Source organism: Psychromarinibacter sp. S121 (assembly GCF_049801035.1).
GTDB lineage: Bacteria > Pseudomonadota > Alphaproteobacteria > Rhodobacterales > Rhodobacteraceae > Psychromarinibacter.
The window spans coordinates 1,458,060-1,482,171 of the sequence record NZ_JBNAGE010000001.1 but is presented as its reverse complement, the minus strand read 5'-3'; the positions used below and the strand labels follow the sequence as shown (position 1 = coordinate 1,482,171).

At 65.7% G+C, this 24,112-nt stretch carries 24 protein-coding genes; 5 read left to right on the top strand and 19 right to left on the bottom strand.

What is annotated here, in order from left to right; all coding sequences use genetic code 11:
- Positions 1-61 precede the first annotated feature (61 nt).
- From ACP156_RS07185 to ACP156_RS07145, 9 genes are all read right to left on the bottom strand, one after another.
- Complete coding sequence (locus ACP156_RS07185) at positions 62-1,288, bottom strand: cysteine desulfurase (protein ID WP_425050584.1); 1,227 nt, start codon at positions 1,286-1,288, stop codon at positions 62-64.
- The gene (locus ACP156_RS07180) at positions 1,281-1,880 is read right to left on the bottom strand and encodes a YIP1 family protein (RefSeq protein ID WP_425050583.1); all 600 of its coding nucleotides are present in this window, start codon (positions 1,878-1,880) and stop codon (positions 1,281-1,283) included. The genes ACP156_RS07185 and ACP156_RS07180 overlap by 8 nt, the downstream gene beginning before the upstream one ends.
- Positions 1,880-2,374: a YIP1 family protein gene (locus ACP156_RS07175; protein WP_425050582.1), complete on the bottom strand. Its 495-nt coding sequence runs from the start codon at positions 2,372-2,374 to the stop codon at positions 1,880-1,882. The genes ACP156_RS07180 and ACP156_RS07175 overlap by 1 nt, the downstream gene beginning before the upstream one ends.
- Entirely contained in the window at positions 2,374-3,663 is a 1,290-nt protein-coding gene (sufD, locus tag ACP156_RS07170) for a Fe-S cluster assembly protein SufD (RefSeq protein WP_425050581.1), read from the bottom strand. The genes ACP156_RS07175 and sufD overlap by 1 nt, the downstream gene beginning before the upstream one ends.
- On the bottom strand, positions 3,663-4,418 hold the full coding sequence (gene sufC, locus ACP156_RS07165; protein WP_425050580.1) for a Fe-S cluster assembly ATPase SufC: 756 nt from the start codon (positions 4,416-4,418) through the stop codon (positions 3,663-3,665). The genes sufD and sufC overlap by 1 nt, the downstream gene beginning before the upstream one ends.
- An 88-nt stretch (positions 4,419-4,506) precedes the next feature.
- A complete protein-coding gene (locus ACP156_RS07160) occupies positions 4,507-5,103 on the bottom strand; it encodes a hypothetical protein (protein ID WP_425050579.1) in 597 nt (198 codons plus the stop codon).
- Complete coding sequence (sufB, locus tag ACP156_RS07155) at positions 5,103-6,626, bottom strand: Fe-S cluster assembly protein SufB (RefSeq protein WP_425050578.1); 1,524 nt, start codon at positions 6,624-6,626, stop codon at positions 5,103-5,105. The genes ACP156_RS07160 and sufB overlap by 1 nt, the downstream gene beginning before the upstream one ends.
- 19 nt (positions 6,627-6,645) lie before the next feature.
- Positions 6,646-7,692: a cysteine desulfurase family protein gene (locus ACP156_RS07150; RefSeq protein ID WP_425050577.1), complete on the bottom strand. Its 1,047-nt coding sequence runs from the start codon at positions 7,690-7,692 to the stop codon at positions 6,646-6,648.
- A gap of 49 nt (positions 7,693-7,741) precedes the next feature.
- On the bottom strand, positions 7,742-8,203 hold the full coding sequence (locus tag ACP156_RS07145) for an Rrf2 family transcriptional regulator (RefSeq protein WP_425050576.1): 462 nt from the start codon (positions 8,201-8,203) through the stop codon (positions 7,742-7,744).
- A gap of 166 nt (positions 8,204-8,369) precedes the next feature.
- On the opposite strand from ACP156_RS07145, the gene ACP156_RS07140 reads away from it, so the two are divergent.
- The 5 genes from ACP156_RS07140 (at position 8,370) to phnX (ending at position 14,034) form a co-directional block, all read left to right on the top strand.
- On the top strand, positions 8,370-9,023 hold the full coding sequence (locus tag ACP156_RS07140; protein WP_425050575.1) for an alpha/beta hydrolase: 654 nt from the start codon (positions 8,370-8,372) through the stop codon (positions 9,021-9,023).
- An 84-nt stretch (positions 9,024-9,107) separates the two neighbouring features.
- On the top strand, positions 9,108-9,707 hold the full coding sequence (locus tag ACP156_RS07135) for an HD domain-containing protein (protein ID WP_425050574.1): 600 nt from the start codon (positions 9,108-9,110) through the stop codon (positions 9,705-9,707).
- Between the two features lie 259 nt (positions 9,708-9,966).
- Complete coding sequence (locus ACP156_RS07130; RefSeq protein ID WP_425050573.1) at positions 9,967-11,925, top strand: TonB-dependent receptor domain-containing protein; 1,959 nt, start codon at positions 9,967-9,969, stop codon at positions 11,923-11,925.
- 148 nt (positions 11,926-12,073) lie between these two features.
- The gene (locus tag ACP156_RS07125; RefSeq protein WP_425050572.1) at positions 12,074-13,255 is read left to right on the top strand and encodes a 2-aminoethylphosphonate--pyruvate transaminase; all 1,182 of its coding nucleotides are present in this window, start codon (positions 12,074-12,076) and stop codon (positions 13,253-13,255) included.
- The gene (gene phnX, locus ACP156_RS07120; RefSeq protein ID WP_425050571.1) at positions 13,252-14,034 is read left to right on the top strand and encodes a phosphonoacetaldehyde hydrolase; all 783 of its coding nucleotides are present in this window, start codon (positions 13,252-13,254) and stop codon (positions 14,032-14,034) included. The genes ACP156_RS07125 and phnX overlap by 4 nt, the downstream gene beginning before the upstream one ends.
- 79 nt (positions 14,035-14,113) lie before the next feature.
- Here phnX and ACP156_RS07115 read toward each other — a convergent pair whose 3' ends face one another.
- The 10 genes from ACP156_RS07115 to rseP all read right to left on the bottom strand — a co-directional run bounded on the left by ACP156_RS07115 (position 14,114) and on the right by rseP (position 24,101).
- Positions 14,114-14,836, bottom strand: coding sequence for a gamma-glutamyl-gamma-aminobutyrate hydrolase family protein (locus ACP156_RS07115; RefSeq protein ID WP_425050570.1), 723 nt, complete (start codon positions 14,834-14,836; stop codon positions 14,114-14,116).
- Positions 14,833-15,867 (bottom strand): amidoligase family protein, encoded by a 1,035-nt coding sequence (locus tag ACP156_RS07110; protein WP_425050569.1) that lies wholly within the window; start codon positions 15,865-15,867, stop codon positions 14,833-14,835. The genes ACP156_RS07115 and ACP156_RS07110 overlap by 4 nt, the downstream gene beginning before the upstream one ends.
- A gap of 54 nt (positions 15,868-15,921) precedes the next feature.
- Positions 15,922-17,085, bottom strand: a complete 1,164-nt coding sequence (gene lpxB / locus ACP156_RS07105; RefSeq protein WP_425050568.1) for a lipid-A-disaccharide synthase — start codon at positions 17,083-17,085, stop codon at positions 15,922-15,924.
- Positions 17,085-17,891: an LpxI family protein gene (locus tag ACP156_RS07100; protein WP_425050567.1), complete on the bottom strand. Its 807-nt coding sequence runs from the start codon at positions 17,889-17,891 to the stop codon at positions 17,085-17,087. Before ACP156_RS07100 ends, lpxB begins: the two co-directional genes overlap by 1 nt.
- A complete protein-coding gene (gene lpxA / locus ACP156_RS07095) occupies positions 17,888-18,688 on the bottom strand; it encodes an acyl-ACP--UDP-N-acetylglucosamine O-acyltransferase (protein WP_425050566.1) in 801 nt (266 codons plus the stop codon). The genes ACP156_RS07100 and lpxA overlap by 4 nt, the downstream gene beginning before the upstream one ends.
- A 3-nt stretch (positions 18,689-18,691) precedes the next feature.
- Positions 18,692-19,153, bottom strand: a complete 462-nt coding sequence (gene fabZ / locus ACP156_RS07090; protein WP_425050565.1) for a 3-hydroxyacyl-ACP dehydratase FabZ — start codon at positions 19,151-19,153, stop codon at positions 18,692-18,694.
- An 82-nt stretch (positions 19,154-19,235) separates the two neighbouring features.
- The gene (locus tag ACP156_RS07085) at positions 19,236-19,907 is read right to left on the bottom strand and encodes an OmpH family outer membrane protein (protein ID WP_425050564.1); all 672 of its coding nucleotides are present in this window, start codon (positions 19,905-19,907) and stop codon (positions 19,236-19,238) included.
- Between the two features lie 58 nt (positions 19,908-19,965).
- Positions 19,966-22,314 carry an outer membrane protein assembly factor BamA gene (bamA, locus tag ACP156_RS07080; RefSeq protein WP_425050563.1) on the bottom strand — a complete coding sequence of 783 codons (2,349 nt, stop codon included), beginning with the start codon at positions 22,312-22,314 and terminating at the stop codon, positions 19,966-19,968.
- Between the two features lie 168 nt (positions 22,315-22,482).
- Positions 22,483-22,608, bottom strand: coding sequence for a hypothetical protein (locus tag ACP156_RS07075; protein ID WP_425050562.1), 126 nt, complete (start codon positions 22,606-22,608; stop codon positions 22,483-22,485).
- Between the two features lie 155 nt (positions 22,609-22,763).
- Positions 22,764-24,101, bottom strand: coding sequence for an RIP metalloprotease RseP (gene rseP / locus ACP156_RS07070; protein WP_425050561.1), 1,338 nt, complete (start codon positions 24,099-24,101; stop codon positions 22,764-22,766).
- Positions 24,102-24,112: the final 11 nt, after the last annotated feature.

Below are 24,112 nucleotides of genomic sequence, written 5' to 3'. Positions count from 1 at the left end.
CAATTTCTTCTAGAAGAAATTGCCGAACACGATCTTTCAGAAGATCGTGCTCTCCGCCGCCTCAGGCGAACAGCTCGTGGCACAGCTCCAGCGCGTCCACCAGCACGTCGATCTCGTCGGTGGTGTTGTACAGCCCCATCGAGGCGCGGCAGGTCGCGGTGACGCCAAGGTGATCCATCAGCGGACCGGCACAGTGATGCCCCGCGCGCACCGCGACGCCCTTCTTGTCGAGCACGGTCGAGATGTCATGCGCATGCGCTGCGCCTTCCAGCGTGAAGGAAAAGATCGCCGCCTTGTCCGCCGTCGTGCCCTGCAGGTTCAGCCAGTTCAGGCCGGCCAGCTTTTGCGCGGCGTAGTCGCGCAGGCTTGCCTCGTGGGCGGCGATGTTCTGCATGCCCAGCCCCATCATGTATTCCAGCGCAACGCCCAGACCGATCATCTGCACGATGCCCGGCGTCCCGGCCTCGAACTTCAGCGGCGGGTCGGCGTAAGTGATGACGTCCTTCGACACCTCGCGGATCATGTCGCCGCCGCCCATGAAGGGGCGCATCTCGGCCAGCCGCTCTTTCCTGACGTAGATCGCGCCGGACCCCGAGGGACCGTACAGCTTGTGGCCGGTGATCGCGTAGAAATCGCAGCCGATGTCCTGAACATCCACCGGCATGTGAACGGCGGCCTGGCTGCCGTCGACCAGCACCGGAACACCCTTGGCATGTGCCGCCTCGACGATGGCTTTCACGTCGACCACGGTGCCCAGCACGTTGGATACCTGCGTGATCGCGACCAGCTTCGTGTCGGGGCCAATGGCGTCGATCACCTTCTGCGGGTCCAGCGCGCCGGTGGCGTCGGTGTCCACCCATTTCAGCGTGGCGCCGTGACGCTCGCGCAGGAAATGCCAGGGCACGATGTTGGCGTGGTGCTCCATCACCGACAGCACGATCTCGCCGCCGCCCGCTTCCTTGATCTTCGGGCCCAGCCACGAATAGGCGATCATGTTGATCCCCTCGGTGGTGCCCGAGTTCATCACGATCTCGTCTTCCGAGGCCGCGTTCAGGAATTTCGCGATGGTGCCGCGCACCGCCTCGTATTTCTCGGTGGCGAGGTTCGACAGATAGTGCAGGCCACGGTGAACGTTGGCGTATTCCTGGCTGTAGGCCTGCGTGATCGCGTCGATCACGACCTGCGGCTTCTGCGCCGAAGCGCCGTTGTCGAGATACACCAGCGGCTTGCCGTTCACCTCGCGCGAGAGGATCGGAAAGTCGGCGCGGACAGTCTGGACATCATACATCGAAAGAGGCTCCGGGTACGGCGACCCCGAGCAGGGTCAGGATCAGGGACAGTGCGAAGATGATCGACAGAAGCGAGACGATGATCATCGCGAACACAAGGCCAAGCGAGCGGAAGCCATGCAGCTCGGCCACGAAATTGGACAGCAGCCAGAAGAACAGGACGAAGCCCGCGATTCCGATCAGCCCGGCGATGGGCGGCATCACGATCAGAAACAGCGTCTGAACGACCTGAAGGCACAGAAGGCAGAACTGCAGCCACGCGATCAGCAGGATCGCATCGGCCAGCGCGCCCTGCCCGCCCATCGCGCGACCAATCAGGTGAACGGCGAAGACGGCGGTCACAAGGACCGTCAGTTGCAGGACGCCGGTGGTCCACGGGTTCAGCACCAGCTCGCCCATCACGAAGGCGTCGGCCCGTGCGATATAGGCGATGCTGACATGCGCCGCGATGACGCTCAGCACCACGACCAGCAGCAACACTTCCCAGCGCAAGCGCACCGGCAGGTCGTAGGACATCACCCAGCGCGCCACGTCGCGCGGTTTCGCGATGCTGGACCACACGTTGCCCAGCAGGGTTTTCACGTCAGGCATCATGCGGCTTCGGCTGTCCGTTCCGTTTCCCAAAGGCTCACCCCCCAGAACAGCAGAAACACCGCAAGCGCAAGCCCGCCCGTCAGGCTGAGCGCCGGGCCGGGTCCGATGAAACCCGCGACCAGCCCGGTCAACAGCCACAGCGGCACCGCCGCCAGCAGCGACCAGAACAGCGCCAGCCGGGCCGAGTACCAAGACCCCTGCCCGCCCACGATCATCGCGATCAGATGGGTCAGCGCGGCGAGCGCGTAAAGCGCCAGCGGGGCAAGGAACATCCATGCCATCAGAGCACCGCCAAGCAGCGCCTGAAGCGGCACCTCGGGGTCAAGATAGGCTTCCCGCGACAGGCGCGGCCACTGCGACACGAAGATCAGCGCACAGGCGAGCATCAGGTAGAACAGCGCGCGGTCCTCGCGCTGCCCCGCCGCCAGATGGCGACGCACCACCGCCCGGGGGCGGCGGTACATCGCGACGATGTCGGTCGTCAGAGCCATCAGCCCTTGCGCCGCCGCTCCAGCCAGGCCGACAGGCGCACAAGCACGTCCTCGGCGATGGCCTTGTTGTCGATCTCTTCGATCGCCTCGGCGAGGAAGGCCAGCACCATCAGATCCTGCGCCTTCGGCTCGGGGATCCCGCGCGAGCGCAGGTAGAACAGCGCCGTCTCGTCGATGGCACCCGAGGTCGAGCCGTGCGAGCACTGCACGTCGTCGGCATAGATCTCGAGTTCCGGCTTGGCGTAGAAGTTGCTGTCGTCGTCCAGCAGCAGCGACTGGCTGATCTGGTAGCCGTCGGTCTTCTGGGCGTCGGGCTGTACCAGGATCTTGCCTTGGAACACGCCGGTCGCGCCGTTGCGCAGCACTTTCTTGAACACCTGCCGCGACTCGCAGTTCTGCGCGTCGTGGGTGATGAACACGGTGTCGTCGTGGTGGAAGTCACCGTCGCCAAGGCAGGCGCCCGCCACGTGGGCGATGGCGTCGTCGCCGGTCAGTTCGACGATGCACTCGTTCCGGGTCATGATCCCGTTCGAGGTCATGGTAAACGACTTGAACGTGCTTTCCGTCCCCAGGCGGGCGAAGATGTGGGTCACCGCCTGCCGTTCGTGGTCGCGGCCCTGCGCGCGCACGTGGTGGAACGCGGCGCCGTCGGCGACCTCGACTTCCATCACCTTGTTGAAGCGGGCTGCTGCGGGGCCGTTTTCCAGCACCGTCAGTTCCGCGCCGGGCTCGACCTTGATGCAATGGTGCAGGATCGCGTCCGAGGTTTCGCTTTGATGCAGGTAGACCAGCGACACGGGCAGCTTGGCCTTGCCGGTTGCGCGGATCATGACGCCATCGGTCGCGAAGGCGGTGTTCAGCGCGGCAAGCGGACGTTCGACCGGTTTCTGGCCACGGGCTTCCAGTACGCCATAGACGTCACGCGCCCAGTGAATGTCGGTCTGGGTCGCGTCGGCCAGACGGTCGATCTCGACCCCGGCCAGCGCCGGATCGTCGGACTGCGAGGGGTCGAACACGCCGTCGACGAACACCAGCCGCACCCGGTCGATCTCGCTGAACAGCGGCGTTTCGTCATTCGCGAAGATCGCCGCCGGTTTCGGCTCGACCGAGGTCAGCAGGTCCGGGCGGGTGAACTTCCAGTACTCGTCGCGACGGCCCGGAAGGCCCATGGCCTGCACCCGCGCCAGCGCATCCTCGCGCGCGGCGGTCGCCCAGCCCGAGCCTTCGGGCATCGTCAGCGCGGCCAGCCGCGCGTCGGTCGCGTCCTGTTTGACTTGCGGCAGAGCCATTACGCCACCTCGTTCAGGATGTCGGCATAGCCGTTTTCCTCGACCTCGAGGGCCAGTTCCTTGCCGCCGGTCTTGATGATCCGGCCATCGGCCATGATGTGCACCACGTCCGGAACGATGTGGTTCAGCAGACGCTGGTAGTGGGTGATGACAAGGAAAGAACGGCCCGCGTCGCGCAGCGCGTTCACGCCGTCCGACACCAGCTTCATCGCGTCGACGTCAAGGCCCGAGTCCGTTTCGTCCAGCACGCACATCTTCGGTTCCAGAACGGCCATCTGCAGGATCTCGTTGCGCTTTTTCTCGCCGCCCGAGAAGCCCATGTTCACGGGGCGCTTCAGCATGTCGCTGTCGATCTTCAGCGTCTTCGCCTTCTCGCGGATCATCTTGAGGAAGTCGGCGGCGCTCATTTCCTCTTCGCCGCGCGCCTTGCGCTGGGCGTTCAGGGCAGTGCGCAGGAAGGTCATGTTGCCGACGCCGGGGATCTCGACCGGGTACTGGAACGCAAGGAACAGGCCGGCGGCGGCGCGTTCCTCGGGCTCCATGTCCAGCAGTTCCTCGCCCAGAAGCGAAGCGCTGCCTTCTGTCACTTCATAGCCGTCACGGCCCGAAAGGACATAGGACAGGGTCGATTTGCCGGACCCGTTCGGGCCCATGATCGCATGAACCTCGCCCGCGCCGATCTTCAGATCGACGCCTTTCAGGATCTGCTTGTCCTCTTCTTCAAGTTTGACGTGCAGGTTTTTGATTTCCAGCATTTTTCTTCCTCGTATCGCGTGGGCCATCCGGCCCTGTTCCTGTGGGTGACGGCAGCGTTCCGCCTGTCACCCGGTTCCCTGAAGCCGCCTAAAGCGGCCTGTTGAATATCGTCAGCACCGCCGCCAGATCGCGCGGCGGTATGGTCCACGGTGCCGCCTCGAACACCGCCATCCGGCCGTGCATCGCGACGGGTCTGATCCAGCGTTCGACGGCGTGATAGCGGGCGCGTTCGGCATAGTCGTCGAACAGCACCGTCACCGCCTTCAGCGTCCGCATCATCACGGTCAGAAGGCAGGCCGCCCGAAAGCGGCCGTCGATCAGTACAAGGTCCGGCTGCCTGAAATCGTCACGATCCCAGACGCTTACCGGGTACTTGTGATAGCTGCGCCAGCCGCTTTCATCGACAGGCGTGCCCCACTTCCCGGTCTTCCCGACGTTGACGGGGTGTAGTCGCACATCGCCCTTCACCGGGTTGTCGGCGAACCAAGCCTCCATCGACGCGACCCAGTCGAGATCGCTTTCGACAGAGATCACCGTCTTTCCCAGCTCGCCCGCCAGAACCGTCGAGCCTCCACTGCCGTATTCGAGGATCATGCCCGCCGCGCGATAGTGATCGCGCAGGCAGGCAGCCTCGGCCTCGGGCAGCGTCAGCGTCGGACGCGCGCTGGCGGACGGCGCGCTCATCAGCCGACAGAGCCTTCCAGCGAGATCGCCACCAGCTGCTGCGCTTCCATCGCGAATTCCATCGGCAGCGCCTGAAGCACGTCCTTGCAGAACCCGTTGACGACCAGCGCCACGGCCTCTTCCTCGTCCATGCCGCGCTGGCGGCAATAGAACAGCTGGTCGTCGTCCACCTTGGACGTCGTCGCCTCGTGTTCCACCCGGCTCGAATTGTTGCGGACCTCGATATACGGCACCGTGTGGGCGCCGCATTCGCTGCCGATCAGAAGGCTGTCGCACTGGGTGTAGTTGCGCGCGTTCTTCGCCTTCGGGTGGACCGAGACCTGGCCGCGATAGGTGTTCTGCGCCTTGCCGGCGCTGATGCCCTTCGACACGATCCGCGACCGGGTGTCTTTCCCGAGGTGGATCATCTTGGTGCCGGTGTCGGCCTGCTGGTAGTTGTTGGTGATCGCGATCGAGTAGAACTCGCCCTGCGATTCATTGCCGCGCAGGATGCACGACGGGTACTTCCACGTGACGGCAGAGCCGGTTTCCACCTGCGTCCACATCACCTTGGCGCGGTCGCCACGGCAGTCCGCACGCTTGGTCACGAAATTGTAGATGCCGCCCTTGCCGTTCTCGTCGCCGGGGAACCAGTTCTGCACGGTGGAATACTTCACCTCGGCGTCTTCCTCGACGACGATCTCGACCACCGCCGCGTGAAGCTGCGTGGTGTCGCGCTGCGGCGCGGTGCAGCCTTCGAGGTAGGACACATAGCTGCCCTTGTCCGCGATGATCAGCGTGCGCTCGAACTGGCCGGTGTTCTCGGCGTTGATCCGGAAATAGGTCGACAGCTCCATCGGACAGCGGACGCCCGGCGGCACATAGACAAAGGACCCATCCGAGAAGACGGCGCTGTTGAGCGTGGCGAAGAAGTTGTCCGAGGCCGGAACCACCGAACCGAGGTATTTCTTCACCAGTTCCGGATGCTCGCGGATCGCTTCCGAGATCGAACAGAATATGACGCCAGCCTTCTTCAGTTCCGCCTGGAACGTGGTGCCGACCGAGACGCTGTCGAACACCGCGTCCACCGCGACCTTGCGGCCCTCGGCGGGCGCGTCCTCGGCGCCCTCGACACCGGCGAGGATCATCTGCTCCTTCAGCGGGATGCCGAGTTTCTCGTAGGTTTCCAGCAGCTTGGGGTCCACCTCGTCCAGCGACTTCGGCTTCTCCATCATGCTCTTGGGCTTGGCGTAGTAATACTGGTCCTGATAGTCGATGACCGGATAGTCGATCATCGCCCAGGTCGGTTCGGTCATCTCTTGCCAGCGGGCGAAGGCCTGAACGCGCCAGTCGGTCATCCACTCCGGTTCGCCGTTCTTGGCCGAGATCAGGCGCACGATGTCCTCGTTCAGCCCCTTGGGGGCATAGTCCATCTCGATCTCGGTTTCCCAGCCGTACTTGTACTTGCCGGCCATCGACCGGACGGCATCCACCGTCTCCTGGTCGACGCCTTCCTTGACCTGTGCTTCCATGCTCTCTGCCATGTCCTGGCCTTTCCTTCTGTCAGGCCGCGCGCTGCCGGAACTTCCGGTACTGCGCGGTCCAGGCGTCGATGAAACGCCCGATTTCCTCTTCGGTGGTGTCCGGCCCGAGCGAAACCCGGATCGCCGAGGACGCCACCTCGTCGTCGTATCCCATGGCCCGCAGCACCCGGCTGGCACGGACCTTGCCGCTGGAGCAGGCCGAGCCTGCCGAGATGGCAAATCCCGCAAGGTCCATCTGCATGACCTGCGTCTCGCCCTTCCAGCCCGGCACCGCGAAACACGCGGTATTCGGCAACCGGGATGAATCTTTTCCGGCTAAGATAACCTCTGGCGCGGCGGCCACAATGCCACTTTCTAGAATATTTCTAAATTTCTCGACCCGGTCCCATGCCCCAGCGTCAAGATCGCGCATCGCGGCCTCTGCGGCGGCGGCGAAACCGGCGATCCCGATGACGTTCTCGGTGCCCGAGCGGCGCCCCATCTCTTGCCCGCCGCCCTTGATCCGCGCGGCAAGGTCGGTGCCCCGCTTCAGGATCAGCGCGCCGATGCCCTTGGGGCCGCCCAGCTTGTGCGCCGAGGCCAGCGCCATCGTGCAGCCCATCCAGTTGAACGCGACCGGAAGCTTGCCCCAGGCCTGCGTCGCATCGCATACGGCAAGACCTTCGGGCAGCGTCTGAATAACGCCGGTCTCGGAATTCGCAAGCTGCAGCGTTGACGCAGCCGGGTCGGACACGGTCACCGCACCATCGGAGGCCACCGGCAGATCGGTCGTGACCCAGCTGGCCACGGCGTCATGCTCGACCTCGGCGCCATGCAGCCCGCGACCCTCCAGCGCCAGCGCCGCGCCCTCGGTCGAGCCGGAGGTGAACACGATATCGGCACCATCCGCCCCGAAGGCGGCCGCGATGCGGTTGCGCGCGTTCTCGATCAGCGCCTTCGCCTTGCGGCCCTCGGCATGGACGGAAGACGGATTGCCCGCGATCTCCATGGCGGCCACCATCGCCTCGCGCGCTTCCGGGCGCAGCGGGGTCGTGGCATTCCAATCGAGATAAGCGCGTGGCTTCACGGCGTTTTCCGTTTCCAGTTCAGTAAGTTGCAGCAGGCAGTCCGGCCCGTCAGTCCTCGTCCACGACGGCAAACAGGGTCGGGACAGCCGGACAGGGCGCCAGATCATTGGCGATCACGTCCGACAGGCGGGTCTGGTGCAGGAACACGTAGACATGCGCTGACAGCCCTTCCCACAGCCGGTTGGTCAGCGACTGCGCGCGGCTGCCCGACAGGCCGCCCGACGCGCCCGCGCCGGTGTGCATCGCGCTGACGGTCTCGTCCACGGCGCCCAGAACCTCGGACACGCGGATATCACTCGCGGGCTTTGCCAGACGATAGCCGCCGCCCGGGCCGCGCACCGACTCCACCAGCCCGGCGCGGCGCAGCTTGACGAAGAGTTGTTCCAGATAGGGCAGCGAGATGCTCTGGCGCTTCGACAATTCACCCAGCGAGGACAGCGATTCGGGAGGCTGCAGCGCAAGATCGGCAAGCGCGACCATGGCGTAACGACCCTTCGTAGACAGTTTCATGGCCTTCACAGCCCCCTTATTCCATTGACCTCACGCGACGCGATCATTAACTGCATTCTGACCCAAAGCGGCCTGCTGTCGCAACAGGTTTTAGAAGCGTTCTAAGATGCCCGACTAATTTCGTCAAGATTAGCCGCGGCATAATGCAAGGAGCAGAAGGAGGCAAATGCCCGAGGTTATCTTTCCCGGCCCGGAGGGCCGTCTTGAGGGGCGGTATCATCCCCAGAAGACCAAGGACTCTCCGATTGCCATCATCCTTCACCCGCACCCGCAATTCGGCGGGACGATGAACAACCGCGTCGTCTACAACCTGCACTACGCCTTTCACAACATGGGCTTCACCGTGCTGCGGTTCAATTTCCGCGGCGTCGGACGCAGCCAGGGCGAATACGATCAGGGCATCGGCGAACTGTCGGATGCCGCGTCGGCGCTCGATTACCTGCAGTCGATGAACCAGAATGCCAAGCATTGCTGGGTCGCCGGGTTCTCGTTCGGCGCGTGGATCGGCATGCAGCTTCTGATGCGGCGCCCCGAGATCACCGGCTTCATCTCGGTGTCTCCGCCCGCGAACATGTACGACTTCTCGTTCCTCGCCCCCTGCCCGTCCTCGGGCCTGATCATCAACGGCACCGCCGACCGCGTGGCGCCGCCGCGCGACACGCATGCGCTGGTCGACAAGCTGCACGAGCAGAAGGGCATCACGATCACCCACGAAGAAGTCGAAGGCGCTGGCCACTTCTTCGAGGATCCGCACATGGAGCAGATGATCGGCCACGTCGACAGCTACGTCCGCCGACGTCTGACCGAAAGCACACGCTAGGCGCATTCTGCGTTTCGCATGCAGAAAGGCCCGCCCTTCCCGGCGGGTCTTTTCTTTTGCGCCGCACCCCGCGTAGATGCCCGCATGACCGCCTCGGACACCTCCCCCCGCCTCGACGCGCAGGTCGCATTCCTCAAGGAAACCGACAAGCTCAAGTCCATCCTCCGCGCCACGCCGCTGATCGACGGCTCGCGCCGCGAGAATTCGGCAGAGCACTCGTGGCACGTGATGCTGTATGCGCTAGTGCTGGCCGATCAGGCCGGGCCCGAGGTGCGCATCGACCGCGTGATCCGGATGCTGCTGCTGCATGACATCGTCGAGATCGACGCGGGCGATCACCCGATCCACGGCAATGTCGACCACGCGGCGCAGGAGAAGGCCGAGAAAGCCGCCGCCGACCGCCTGTTCGGCCTGCTGCCCGACGACCAGCGCGACGACTTCCGCGCGCTCTGGGACGAGTTCGAAGCCGCCGAGACGCCGGACGCCGTCTTCGCCAAGGCCATCGACCGCTTCCAAAGCCCGGTGACCAACCTTGCGGGCAACGGCCTTGGCTGGCGCGGCTACGACGTGACGCTTGAGAAGCTCGACACCCGCATTGGCCGCCCCCTGTCGCGCGGCGCCCCCGGCCTGTGGGCGTGGCTAAGGCCGAAACTGGCGGCGTTTCTAGGGTCGAACCACGCGTAACGACCCTGCACGTTGTCGCGCGGAACACGTTCTTACGCTGCATTAATAACCCGCATTAAACCCCCGCCATATATCACAAATCGAAACCCACACCCGCGCGATTGTGACACCTTGGCAACAATGCTTTCGCAGCCACCGCGCGGTGCAATCTCCGCGTCTTCCCAATACCTGACAGGTTCACTAGGAAATCCACCAGCAGCCAGGCCAGCGTGCACAGACCGCCCCCAGCAAGAATACGGAAACTCCTGGGGGACAATCCATGACACGCTCCACGCTGGCGGGCCTTCTGGCCACGACCGCGCTTATCGCCGCTGGCACCGCCTCGGCGCAGAACTCCGAAGAAGACTACGCCTTCCTCGGCACCATCCGGATCGAGGCCGCCGACGCTCAGGCGAACCTCGGCAACGACGAGATCACCAGCGAAGAAATCGAGGGCCGCAACCCGGCGACGATCAAGGACGTGTTCGCGGGTGAATCCTCGGTCACCGTCAGCGGCGGCACCCCGATCGCGCAGAAGGTCTTCGTGAACGGCATCGAGGAAAGCCTTCTGTCGGTCACCATCGACGGCGCGCGTCAGAACAAGTCGGCCTTCCACCACACCGGCAACGTCCTGATCGACCCGTTCCTGCTGAAAGCCATCGAGGTCAGCAAGGGTCTCGCCCCCGCCGACGCCGGACCCGGCGCGCTGGCCGGCGCCATCGCCTATGAAACCGTGGACGCCCGCGACCTGCTGGAAGCCGGCGACACCTTCGGCGGCCTGTTCAAGGTCGGCGCCTACGACAACGGCCCCGGCTACCGCGCCAGCCTCGCGCTGTTCGGCCAGCTGGGCGGGTTCGAGTACCTGCTGAGCGCCACGCGTCAGGACGGCGACTCGTACGAAGACGGCGACGGCACCGTGATCGGCGGCACCGAGGCGGACTTCGACGACTACATGCTGAAACTGGCCTACACCACCGACAGCGGCCATCGCTTCGAGTTCTCGGCCTCCGACACCAAGGACAGCGGCGAACGCATGGCGCAGCCCGGTCCCGGCGGGATCTACTTCCTGCGCCCCGACTTCGCACTGGTGCCGGGCCGTGAGAACGTACTGGTCGACGGTCTGTCCGAGCGCCGCTCGTACATCCTGACCTACACCAACGAAGCGCCCACCGGCTGGTTCGCCCCGACGGTCCAGCTGACCTACAACGAGCAGGAAGTCGACGTCAGCGGCGTATACGGCATCAACACCAGCTTCTCGGGCACCTTCGAGAACGAGTTCACCATCGCGAACGGCACCGTCACCGCCGGTCTCGACTTTTACCACGACACCGCCGAGGGCGAGGGTCGCGGGCCGGGGCCGTTCGGCAGCTCGGGCAAGGAAAAGGTGACCAACGTCGGTGTTTTCGCGCAGGCCCGGCAGGATCTGAACGAGATCTTCTCGGTCAGCTACGGCGCCCGCTATGACTGGAACACCTTCACCGGCGCAGATGGCAGCGAATTCGAAGACGGCGATTTCAGCCTGAACGCCGCGGTCGACGTCATCCTGAGCGACCGCCTGACGCTGAACGCCGGTTGGGCCACCAGCTTCGGCGGCTACGAACTGGGCGAGGCCGCGCTGATCAACTTCGGCACCGACTGGGACTACACCGGCCTGAAGCCCTCGCGCGCGACAGCGGCCCGTGTCGGCCTGCGCTATGCCAGCGGTCCGTGGACCTGGAGCGCGGCGCTGTTCCAGACCGATATTGAGGATATCGCCGCCGTCCTGCCCACCGCGGGCGCGCGCGGCCAGACCTCGGACATGACCTCGCAGGGCTACGAAGCGGCGCTCCGCTATGGCTGGGACAGCGGCTTTGCGTCGATCAACTACACCTTCGCCGACGTCGAACTAGACGAGGAAACCATCGGCTCGACCGCGTACTACATTGGCCGTCCGATCGGGCATCTCTTCGCGCTGGAAGCCGGCTGGGCCATCAACGACCAGTGGGGCATCGGCGGGTCCGCCGAGATCGCGCTGGACAACGATGACGCGGCCATCCCGCTGCCCGGCTACGAGGTGCTGAACCTTTACGCGACCTACACGCCGCCGCAGATCGAGAACCTCGAGATCCGCTTCGACGTGCGCAACGTGTTCAACGAAACCTATTCGGCTCGTAGCTCGGACGGCATCGACGTCACCACCGTGACGCCGCTGACCGAACCCGGCCGCACCTTCGGTCTGACCGCGACGGTCAAGTTCTGACACCCGCCTGACGGTGGTTTGCAACAGCGCCCGGGCCCCTGCGGCCCGGGCGTTTCGCGTTGGGGCCAAGCGTCCGTTCACATGCTCTCGACACGCAGTCTTGTCTAGTTGTATAGATACGGCGACTCCGAAGACGCCGAGACCAGACATGCCCACATTCGAGCCCCCCCGCCTTGGAGAGCCCTACCTTCTCACCCCCGGGCCGCTGACGACCTCTTACGAGGTGAAGCAGGCGATGCTGCGCGACTGGGGCAGCTGGGACGGCGATTTCCGCGCCATGACGGCGGAACTGCGGGCGCGGCTGGTGGCGATGCTGGGCGACGGTTCGGACGCCTTCACCTGCGTGCCGATGCAGGGCTCTGGCTCGTTTTCGGTCGAGGCGATGCTGGGCACGCTGGTGCCGAAGGACGGCAAGGCGCTGGTGCTTGCCAACGGCGCCTACGGCCAGCGCGCGGCGGAAAGCCTGCGTTACGCGGGCCACGCGGTCGAGGTTCTGGACAAGGGCGATTACCTGCCGCCCCGCGGATCCGAGATCGCGGCGATCCTCGCCGCCGATCCCGCCATCACCCATGTCGTCGCGATCCACTGTGAAACCTCGTCGGGCATCCTGAACCCGATCCCCGAAATCGCGCAGGCGGTCGAAGCGGCGGGCCGCGACTTGCTGATCGACTCGATGTCCGCCTTCGGCGCCATCGCCCTGCCACCGACCGAGATCCGGTACCAGGCGCTTGTGTCCTCGGCCAACAAGTGCATCGAGGGCGTGCCGGGCTTCGGCTTCGTGCTGGTCCGCACCGAGGCGCTGGAGGCCGCGAAGGGCAACGCCCACTCGCTTGCGCTGGATCTCTACGCGCAATGGGCAACGATGGAGAAGACCGGCCAGTGGCGCTATACCCCGCCCACACACGCCGTCGCCGCCTTTCTCGAGGCGCTGCGCATCCACGAGGCCGAGGGCGGCGTCGCGGCGCGTGGCGCGCGCTACACGGCCAACCGCGATACGCTGGTCAAGGGCATGCGCGGGCTGGGCTTCGAGACGCTTCTGGAAGACCGCTGGCTGTCGCCGATCATCACCACCTTCTTCTGCCCCGCCGACCCGGCCTTTTCGTTCCAGCCGTTCTACGACGGCATGAAGGCGCGTGGCTTCATCATCTACCCCGGCAAGCTGACGCTGGTGGACGGCTTCCGCCTTGGCCACATCGGCCGGATGGACGCGGCCGTGATGGACAAGGTGGTGCAGGCGGTGGCGGAGACGCTGGCAGAAATGGGCGTCATCGACGCCGCGCCGCCCCCGGCGGCACTGGAAGAACGCAACAAACAGGCAGAGGCGGCATGAGCAAGTTCAAGGCAGCGGTGTTCGACTGGGCGGGCACGATGGTCGATTTCGGCTCGTTCGCACCGATGGGCGTTTTCGTAAAGGCGTTCGAGCAGTTCGGCATCCCGGTCACCATCGATCAGGCGCGCGGGCCCATGGGCTCGGCCAAGTGGGACCACATCCGCGCGATGATGGACATGCCCGAGATCGCCGCCGCATGGGAGGCCAAGTACGGCGCAGCACCGACCGACGCCGACGTCGACCGCGTCTACAAGGTCTTCGTGCCGATGAACGAGGAGGTCGCCGCCGACTATGCCGACCTCGTCCCCGGCGCGCTGGAAACCGTGGCCTACCTGCGCGGGCGCGGCATGAAGATCGGCTCGACCACCGGCTACACCCGCTCGATCATGGAGCGCGTCCTGCCCGTCGCCGCGGCGCAGGGCTACAGCCCCGACAACCTCGTCTGCTCGGACGATCTGTCCGAAGGCCGTCCCGGACCGCTGGGCATGTACAAGTGCTTCGTCGATCTCGGCGTCTACCCGGCCGACGCGGTGATCAAGGTCGACGACACCGCCCCCGGCATCGCCGAGGGCCGCGCGGCGGGCTGCGTCACCGTGGGTCTCGCCCTGTCCGGCAACTTCGTGGGCAAGACGCCCGAGGAACTGGCCGAGTGCTCCGAGGCGGAACTGAACACCTTCCGCGAAGGCGCGGCGCGCGTCCTGCGCGAGGCGGGCGCCGATTACATGATCGACACCGTCGCAGACCTTCCCGCGCTCATCGAGCGGCTGGAACGCGGCTGACCGCTTCTTTGGTCCACAAATATCCCCGCCGGAGGCCACGGCCCAAAGGGCCGTCCCTGCCACAACCCCAAACGGCCGTTCACCCCGTGACGGGCATCCCCCGGTCCACCGCCGCGAACTGGTCCCGCGTCTCGCGGTAAGCCCCGGCCGCGTGGACCAGCGCCCGGAAGATCGCCCGCTGGCGCTTGCGGTAGAACAGGTGCTCGGGGTGCCACTGGACGCCAAGCGCGAAGGGATCGCGCACCCGCTCGATCGCCTGGATCATCCCACCCTCGTCCCGCGCCGCGACTTCCAGCCCCCGGCCCAACCGCGCCACGGACTGCGAGTGCAGCGCGTTCACCTTCATCTCGCTCTTGCCCGCGATGCCTTCCAGCCGCGTGCCCTCGACCACCTGCACCCGCCGGCGCGGCAGGATCGTCTTATAGCGCCGCGAGTTCTCATAGACCGAGAACGCGTCCTGATGCAGATCGCCGCCAAGCGCGACGTTCAGCATCTGGCTGCCCCGGCAGATCCCAAGCACGGGGATGTTCTGTTCGAAGGCGGCGCAGCACAGCGCGCGTTCCAGCGTGTCGCGTGCGGGGTCCAGCCGGGCCGAGGCCATCAACTGCCCGCCATAGACATCCGGCGAGATGTCGTCGCCGCCGCCGATCACGATGCCATGCACTGCGTCCAGATCGGGCGCCCGGTTCACGCCCCAGCGCACCGCGCGCCCGCCCGCAAGGTGGATGTTCAGCGCCACCAGCGGGAAGATCCGCCAGCCCGACCGCTGCGAGGTGGTGACGCCGATGATCGGGCGGCTCATGCGTCGCCCCCCTCGGTCAGCCCCGCCTCGATCAGCCCCGCCTCGATCAGTCCGGCCTCGCGCAGCCGCTCGTCGACGGCCGACGCCCATCCGCCGCGCACGCGGTTCCGCAGCCAGCCCCGCCCGCGCCAATCCTCGCGCAGCGCGTCCAGAAGGCCGGGCATCCGCGCCACCTGTTCGACCAGCTGCCAGCGGTTCCACTCATAGGCCACGGCCCAATCGGGATCGCCCAGCCGGCAGTCCGGCAGGCGGTAGTGATAGGTCGGGCGCGCCGACACGCTGGAATCCTCGCCGTGCCGCGCCACGAAACGAGGCTCGTCCAGCCAGCGGATCGCCGGATAAAGGTCCAGCCCGTGGTTCCGGCTGTGTACGTGGTCAAGGTAGATCTCCATGAACCCGGAAAGCCCCGGCAGGTCGCCCGGCTCGGCCAGCGCGTCCAGCAATGACGGGCGGTAGCGGTCGGTGAAGGGCAGCAGGCGGCGGCTGATGTCGACCGGGTCGGTCTGGCGGAACCATTCCTCGAGAAACGCGAAGGCGGTGCCGGTCGCGGGCATGTCGGCACCGCTCTTGTCGGCCAGTTCCGGGTTCAGGTGCAGCCCGAAGCCCAGAAGCACCCCGCCCCGCGTGCCGATCGCGCCTTCCGCCTTCAGCGCATGCATCAGCGCGTCCAGCCGCCCAAGCTTGTCCTGTGCCAGCGGCGCGGTCACAAGTTCGACCGGGATGACCGCCCGCCCGGCATCCAGCCCTGCGCGGGCCCACTGGCCCTTGAATTTCTTGCGCAGCGCGGTGTCGAGGTAGATCTCCAGATCGCCCAGTTCGGACTCCTTGACCACGAAGGACTGCGGCGCCGGTTCCTCCAGCGTGCCGCCCAGTTCCTTCTGCGCCAGTTCCGCCGCCGCGCGTTCGGTCAGGCCGCCGAACTCGATCTCGATCCCGGCCTTTCGCGCGCTGCCGTCGCTGCCGTCCCATCCCGGCAGCGGGTTGAAACGATCACGGGCGAAGCGGGGTCTGTCGAGTGCGTCGGTGGTCATGGGGCAACAGATATGCCGCCCTGCCCGCCCGACAAGCGCAGCAAGCGCGGCGGATCAGCCCAGCCCGTCCAGCACCGCCCGCGCGGCGCGCAGGCCCGGAGGCTCGGCGCCGCGCCCGAGGGCGTCCATCGTCGCAGCCATCGCGCCGTGCTGCTCTGCCAGCGCCTCGGGCGACGACAGCAGGTGGTTCAGCGCGTCGGCAATCGGTTGCGGCCGGCAGTTGGGCCCCATGTATTCCGGAACCGCCTTGGTTCCGGCGACAAGGTTCACCAGCGTGTAGGTGTCGAGCTTCACCATCAGGCTGGCGATCTGCCACGTCAGCCAGTTCATGTCATAGGCCACGACCATCGGCGTGTCCGCTGCGGCAAGTTCCAGCGACACGGTGCCCGAGGCCGCCAGCGCAAGGTCGGCGGCGCGGAAGGCGGCGCGTTTGCGGGCCGTGGCGACATCACCGCGCATGCCGCGCGGGTCCAGCACGACCGGCGCACCGGGCCACGTCTTGACCATCTCCAGCACGTCGCTGGCCACGTGATCCGCAGCGGGCACGACCACGCGCAGGTCGGGGTGCTGCGTCATCACCGGGCGCAGCGCCTCGCCGAACACCGGCGCCAGACGCCCGACCTCGCCCTTGCGAGAGCCGGGCAGTACCAGCAGCGTGCGCGCGTCGCCCAGCCCCGCCTCGGCGCGGAAGGCGGCAACCTCGGCGTCGGTGGGCACCGTCTCGGCGGCGACGGGATGCCCCACGAAATCGCAGCGCAGCCCGACCTCTTCGAAATACGGCGGCTCGAACGGAAGCAGCGCAAGCAACTGGTCGAGATAGCGCGCCATCTTCGCCGCCCGCCCCGCGCGCCACGCCCAGACCGTCGGCGCGACGTAGTGAACACAGCGGATATCGCTTCGCTCTTTCACCTGCGACGCGACGCGCAGCGAGAAATCCGGTGCGTCGATGGTCAGCAGAACATCCGGCTTCGTTTCGATCACCCAGTCGACCGTCTGGTTCAGGCGGCGCTTGAGGTGGCGGTACTTCGGCAGCACCTCGGCGATGCCCATCACCGACAATTCGTCCATCGGAAAGCGCGAGGTCAGCCCCTCGGCGATCATGTTCGGGCCGCCGATGCCGTCGAACGCGACCCCCGGCACAAGCTGTTTCAGCCCCTGCATCAGCGCCCCGCCAAGGCGGTCGCCCGAGGGCTCGCCGGCAAGGACGAACACGCGCATCAGAACGCTCTCGACAGCAGGAACATGCCGCGCGCCGCGCAGGCTTCGGTCACGGTGGCGCGGTCCAGCAGCAACACGGTCCCCGCCGCGATGACGATGCCCGACAGTCCGGCGGCGGCGGCGGCCTCGATCGTGGCGGGGCCGACCGCCGGCATATCGACCCGCAGATCCTGACCGGGCTTCGGTGCCTTCACCAGCACCCCGCCGCCCCGACGCAGCTTGGCGGGGGTGCGGGCGACGAAATCGAGCATCGCGTCGGTCCCCTGCACCGTCTCGATCCCCAGACACAGCCCGCCATCCACCACAACGCCCTGCCCCACGTCCTCGGGGCCAAGCGCGGTCAGGATGCCCACCGCGCGGTCGATGTCCGCAAGGTCCTTGGCCGAGGGCTTCTTGCCCGCCAGCCGTCCTTCGGGGGTGGTCAGGTCGGGCAAAAGCTCGTAGGCGCCGCGCACCGCGAAACCGGCCTCTTCGAACACCGCAACGACGGTGCGCAGGATCTGGTCGTCGCCGCCCTGCATCGCCTTCAGAAAGCGCGGCGCCAGCATCATGGTCTTGGTGTCGAACCGCGCCGGGTTCAGCACCGGCCGCGCCACACCACCCGCCATCACCACGTCGGTCACATTGGCGGCGCGCAGCTTGCGAAACAGGTCGCCGAACTTCTCATAGGTGGCGTCCGCCGCCTCGACACCATCGGGCGGCGTCACCCCGGCGCCGTTGATGGCGACGAACAGCGCCTCGGGGTGGGCAGCCGCGATCTTGAGGGGCAGCGATCCGCCGCCCGCAATGATCGCCAGACGGCTCATTTCTTCGGGGTCAGGAAGTGACGGTCGCTGTCGGTGAGGATAAACTCGGCGACCTCGCGCACATAGGCGCTTTCGGTCTCTTCCATCAGACGGGCGGCGCGCTCGTGGAAGCTGCCTTCGCCCTCGCCCAGATCCTTGTAGGCCGCCCGCAGCGCCGAGATTTCGGCCCGGTCAATGCCCTTGCGGCGAAGTCCGACAAGGTTCAGTCCGCGAAGCTCGCCCGCCTCGGCGTCGACCATGCCGTAGGGGATCACGTCCTTGGCGACCTTGGTCACGCCGCCGATGATCGCGCCCTTGCCGATGCGCACCCACTGGTGCACGCCCGAGATGCCGCCGATGATCACGTCGTCGCCGATGGTGGCGTGGCCGGCGATGCCGGACTGGTTCACCACGATCACACGGCTGCCGATCCGCACGTCATGGGCGACGTGAACGCCCGCCATGAACAGGCAGTCGTCGCCGATGCTGGTCAGCCCGCCGCCGTGGGCGGTGCCGGGGTTCATCGTCACGTGCTCGCGGATCGTATTCCGCGCGCCGATCACAAGCCGGGTATCCTCGCCCGCGAACTTCAGGTCCTGCGGGATGTCGCCGATCGAGCAGAACGGAAAGACCTCGGTCTTTTCGCCGATCTCGGTGTCGCCGGTGATGACGTTGTGGCTTTTGACCCGCACGCCGGCGTGCAGCTTCACCTTCGGCCCGATCACCGAAAAGGCGCCGACCTCGACCTCCGGCCCGATCACGGCGCCGTCTTCGATGATGGCGCTGGGATGGATCCGCGCGGTGGCGTCGATGCTCATGGCTCAGGCTCCGGGCGTCAGGTCGACCATCGCGGCGAACTCGGCCTCGGCGGCCTTCTGGCCGTCCACCTCGGCAACGCCGAGGAACTTGAGAACCTTGCCGCCGGTGCGCAGGCCGGTGATGTGCAGCTTAAGCTGATCGCCCGGCACCACCTTGCGGCGGAACTTGGCCTTGTCGACGCTCATCAGGTAGATCAGCAGGTTCGTATCGGTGATGTCGTTCGCGACACCGATCATGATGCCTGCGGTCTGGGCCATCGCTTCGATGATCGTCACGCCGGGCATGATCGGCGTTCCGGGGAAGTGACCCTGAAAATGCGGCTCGTTGAAGGTGACGTTCTTGATGCCGGTGGCCGAGTTGGTGCCGTCGATATCCACCACCCGGTCAACGAGCAGGAACGGATAGCGGTGCGGCAGGATCCGCTGGATCATGTCCGTGTCGGCAGTCTTAAGGGCATCGGTCATGGACGCCGTCCTTCTACAGTTCTAAAGGCCCGCGTCCTCTATCAAGCAACCCGGGGTTAAACAAGATTTGCCGCGCAAAGCCTCAGTTGCCGTCCGCCGGGGTTTCGTCCTCGGGCGCAGCGGGGGCGTCCGGCGAAACGGTTTCGGGCTCGTCTTCTGGCTCGGTTTCTGGCTGGGGCGGGTTCAGCAGATCCGCCGGGCGCTCGACCGGAGACGCCGGAAGCGGCTCGGTCAGGTTGCCGTCCGCGTCCAGCAACACCGCGTCGATCCGGGCGATGGCGGCCTCGGTTATGTCGACGGTCTCGGCTGACAGCAGCACCGTGCGGCGGTCGAGGATCATCAGCGCGCCGCGTTCGCGCGCCACCTCGGCAAGGATGGGGGTGATCCGCCGCAGGAACAACTGGCGTTCTTCGTCCCGCATCGTCTGCAGGTCGCGTTCCTTGCCGTCCTGCTCGGCTCGGATGCGCTGAACCTTCTCGTCGAACGCGTCGGCGAGGCGGCGGAATTCCTCGGGCGCCAGTGTCTCTCGCTTCTCGGTCAGGTCCAGTTCCTCGGCGGTCAGCTCCGCTTCGATCGTGCGGTTCTCGGACGCCAGTTCCGACGCGCGCTGCTCGATCTCGTCGATAATGCGCGCGGCGGCCTCGGACTCGGCGTAAAGCCGTTCCTGGTCAAGGGTGAGGATGGGGAAGCCGACAAAGGGCGGCTGGCCGTCCTGCGCCGCCGCCGGAACACCGGCGGCGGCGAGGAATGTCATCAGAAGACCCGCAAGCAGGCCGTTCCGGCGCCTTGCGCGATGCAACCGCGCCATGGCGTCAGAACCGGGTCGAGATCGTCAGTTCGAACTCGCGCTCGCGGTCGTAGTCTTCTTTCTTGATCGCTTTCGAGTAGTTAAACCGCAGCGGACCAAGCGGCGTGTCCCAGAACAGCGAGATACCGGCGACAGAGCGGATGTTGAAGCTGTCATCGACAAGCCCCGTTCCGTTCACGTCATCCAGACCCCAGACCGAGCCTACGTCGACAAACACACCGCCGTGGATGCCGTATTCTTCCGGCAGGCCCAGCGGGAATTCCGCCTCGAACTTGGCGACCGCGAAGTAGTTGCCTCCAAGCGCGTCCTCGTTCACCGCCGCGTTGTCGCGCGGGCCAAGGCCGTAGTACTCGAAGCCACGGATCTTGCCGTTCAAGGTGAAGCGGTCGACGATCCGGCTGTCCGAGCTGTTGTTGAGCGAGTTCAGCGCGCCGCCCTCGAAGATCGCCCGCAGAGTCACTTCGTCGTTCAGCACCTTGGTCTCGGCCACCGCCAGCATCTCGGACTTCACATAGGACACGTCCCCGGCCACGCCGGCGAAATCCTGGCTCCAGCGCAGGACCAGACCGGAGTCCGGGTCGAGGCCGGTGCGCAGCGTCCGGAAGGTCAGGTCATAGCCCAGACCCAGCGTCCACTCGCCGCCCCGCGTCGCTTCGCGCTGCAGGATCTCGGACGAGTCGGTCGGCACGCTGTACAGGTCGGTGAAGCGCCCGAACGTGTTGACCCCCATCCGCGTGAACTCGTTCAGCGGGAAATCGAAGCCGGTGGTGATGTTCCCCACGGTCGTCGAATAGGTGGTGTCGTTCGCCGAGTCCGCCGTCGAATAGCTGACCGAGAAGAAGTAGGCCACGTTGCGGCCCAGGAACGCCGGTTCGCGGAAGTTGAACCCGTAGGTCCCGGTTCCGGCCCCCGCAGCGATGTCGAACCCAAGGGTCTGCCCACGGCCAAGGAAGTTGCGTTCCGAGAAGTTGAAGGTCAGGCCGAAGCCGGTCGACGACGAATAGGTCGCGCCAAAGCCCAGCGAGCCGGTCGGCTGTTCCTCGACATCGACGTCGACGATCACCTGATCCGGGCTGGACCCGGCGCGCGGCGTGACGTTGGCCGACGAGAAGAACCCAAGCGCCTCGATACGCGACGCCGCCTCGCGGATTTCACGCGGGTTGAACGGGTCGCCTTCGACGGCGGTGAACTGGCGCCGGATCACACGGTCAAGCGTCGTCGCGTTGCCCTCGATATCAATGCGTTCCACGAAGATACGCGGGCCACGGACCAGCGCGAACTCGATGTTCAGCAACAGGTTGCGGTCGTCCCGCGTGACGCGCGGGTCAACGCGGATGAAGTCGAGATCCTGCTGCACCGCAAGCCGTTCCAGACGCGCGATGGTCGTGTCGATGTCCACCGGGCTGTAGGTCTGGCCGGGCCGAAGCTTGATCGCCGCCTGATAGGCCGCGACGTCGATCTCGGGCAGATCGGACGAGGCCGAGATATTCCCGTAAGAGAACTTCTGCCCCTCCTGCACCGTAAAGGTGACGAAGAAGGCATTGCGTTCGCGGGAAAATTCCGACGCGACGGACAGGATCTGAAAGTCGACATACCCGCGCGAGCGGTAGAAGTCGGTCAGCACCTGACGGTCGAACTGGATGCGGTCGCCGATGAAGGTGTCGCGCTGAACCAGCGTACGGAACAGGCCCGCCTGCTTGGAATCCAGCACCCGGCGCAGACGACGGTCCGAGAAGTCGCGGTTGCCGACGAAGCTGATGCGCTCCACCTCGATCACGCGGCCCTCGTTGACCTCGAACACCAGATCGACGCGGTTGTTGGACCGCTTGATGATCACCGGGGTCACGGTCGCGGCCAGACGGCCCGCCTCTTCGTAGGCATCGACGATGGTCTGCGCATCGGCTTCGGCCACGTTGGGCGAATAGACCCGCCGAGGCTGCGACCGGATCAGCGGCAGCAGGATCTCGTCCTTCAGACGCTGGTTCCCCTCGATGCTGATCCGGTTGATCGACGGATACTCCTGCACCGAAATCAGAAGGGTTCCGCCGCGTGGCTCGATCGCCACCGATTCAAAAAGCCCCGAGCCCAGAATATTCTGGTACGCCGTATTCAACTGACCCGCGCTGACAGCGTCGCCCGGGTTGATTCCCGCGTAGGACAGGATCGTTCCAGTCTCGATACGCGTATTGCCTTCAACGTCGATCCGGCCAAAGCGGTAGGTCTGGGCCGAAGCCTCGTCCACCGAAACGGCAAAAATCACAGTAAAAGCGAGAAGAATGGCAGCAAATGCTCGGAGGATACCGCCTTGGGCGATCTGGCCGTTGCGCCGCGTGGCGAGGTGTGCCCGCTTCATCAGTCCCTATCCCACCGAATTAGTTGTTTTCAGTGTGCTATCGCGAAAGAGAGGCCGAGTCAAAAACGTAAAAGCACCCACCGATGCTTATCGATGGGTGCGCAAACTACCAGATATTGTGGATAAAATAGCGTTCGGGCCGTGCCCTTGTGCGCTATTCCCCCATGATCACAGCGAGATGATGAAGGCTGCCGCGTACAGCGCGCCGGCGGCGCCGCCAGCGAAAAGGATCCGATCCCAGTTCAGGTTGGCCAACAGCGTGAGACCACGGTAGCCGGACTGAAGGGTTTGCATGTCTGCCTCCGAGATAGCGTTTTGCTTTCAGGGATGTAACTAGGGAGCGTTTAGGGCGGAAATGCGGCACCGAGGGGCCGCTTTCACGACGTCTGCCAGAGGGTTCGGGGGGCCGCGAATCGGCCCCCTCCCCGCATGGCTTTAGGCGGCCCCGATCAGGGGCAGAACAGGTCGTTCGACAGGGCGAACACCATCAGCGTCAGCAAAAGCGCCAGACCGATCGTCATCAGGATGCGCAATGCGCGGTCGCTGGGCGGCTTTCCGGTCAGCGCTTCGTAGGCGTGGAACACCAGATGCCCGCCGTCCAGCACCGGGATCGGGAACAGGTTCAGAAGTCCGACGGCGGTCGACAGAACCGCGATGAACCAGATGAAGCTTTCCAGCCCCTGACTTGCCGCCGCGCCGCTGGTCTGGGCGATGCCGATCGGCCCGCGCAGGTTGCACGAGGAAATCGCACCCTTCGCCATGTGCCACAGGCCCGACAGCGAGGACCGCACGATAAAGATCGTCTGGTTCACGCCATACTGCGCCGCATCGACGAGACCGGGCGTTTCGGTCATCGGTTCGAACACCAGCCCGCCGGTGATGCCGATCAGCCAGCGCGTCTCGAACCCGCCGTCTTCCAGCGGCAGGTCCATGCGGCGCGGGGTCAGGCCCACATCGAAGGTCTCGCCGTCGCGCCAGACGGTGAAAGTCATTTCAGAGCCGTCGGACTCGCCCACCGCCACGCGCAGTTCTTCGAAGCTGACGATCGGCTGGCCGTCGATGGCGGTGATCACGTCGCCGCTTTCCAGCCCCGCCTCCATCGCCGCCGAGCCGGCGGTCAGACCGGAGACAAGCGCCGGGTACGGATAGGGCCCGGTCGTTTCCACCTCGGCCCCGTCGCGGCGCAGGCTGTAGGCAAGCGTCTCTGTTACCGGCAGCGTCTCGATGAAATCGCGGAACTCGGCGACTTCGGGCGTTTCCTGACCCTCGATCGCAAGGATCTCGTCGCCCGGCTGAAGGTGATCCTCAAGCCCCGGAACCTCGCGGATCTGGCCCACGGTCAGCGGGTCGCTGGCGACGCCGGTGAACAGGATCACGCCCGCGAAGACGATGATCGACAGGATGAAATTGAACACCGGACCGGCGGCGACCGTGAACATCCGCGCCCAAAGCGGCGCGCCGTGCATGGTGTGCCGCTTCTCGGCATCGCTCAGCGTGTCCATCACGTCGCTGGCCTTGTCGCTGGCCGCGCCGGCATCGCCAAGAAACTTGACGTAGCCGCCGAACGGAAGCGCCGCGACCTGCCATTGGGTGCCGTACTTGTCGGTGCGCTTGAACAGGACCGGGCCGAAACCCAGCGAGAACACCTCTGCCTTGATGCCGCACCAGCGGCCCACGATGTAGTGGCCGTATTCATGAACCGCGACGATCACCGACAGCGCGATGACGAAAGCGCCAACCGTGTAAAGCGTGTTACCGAAGGTCGGGATGAGATCCGTCAGTTCCAATACTGCTGCCT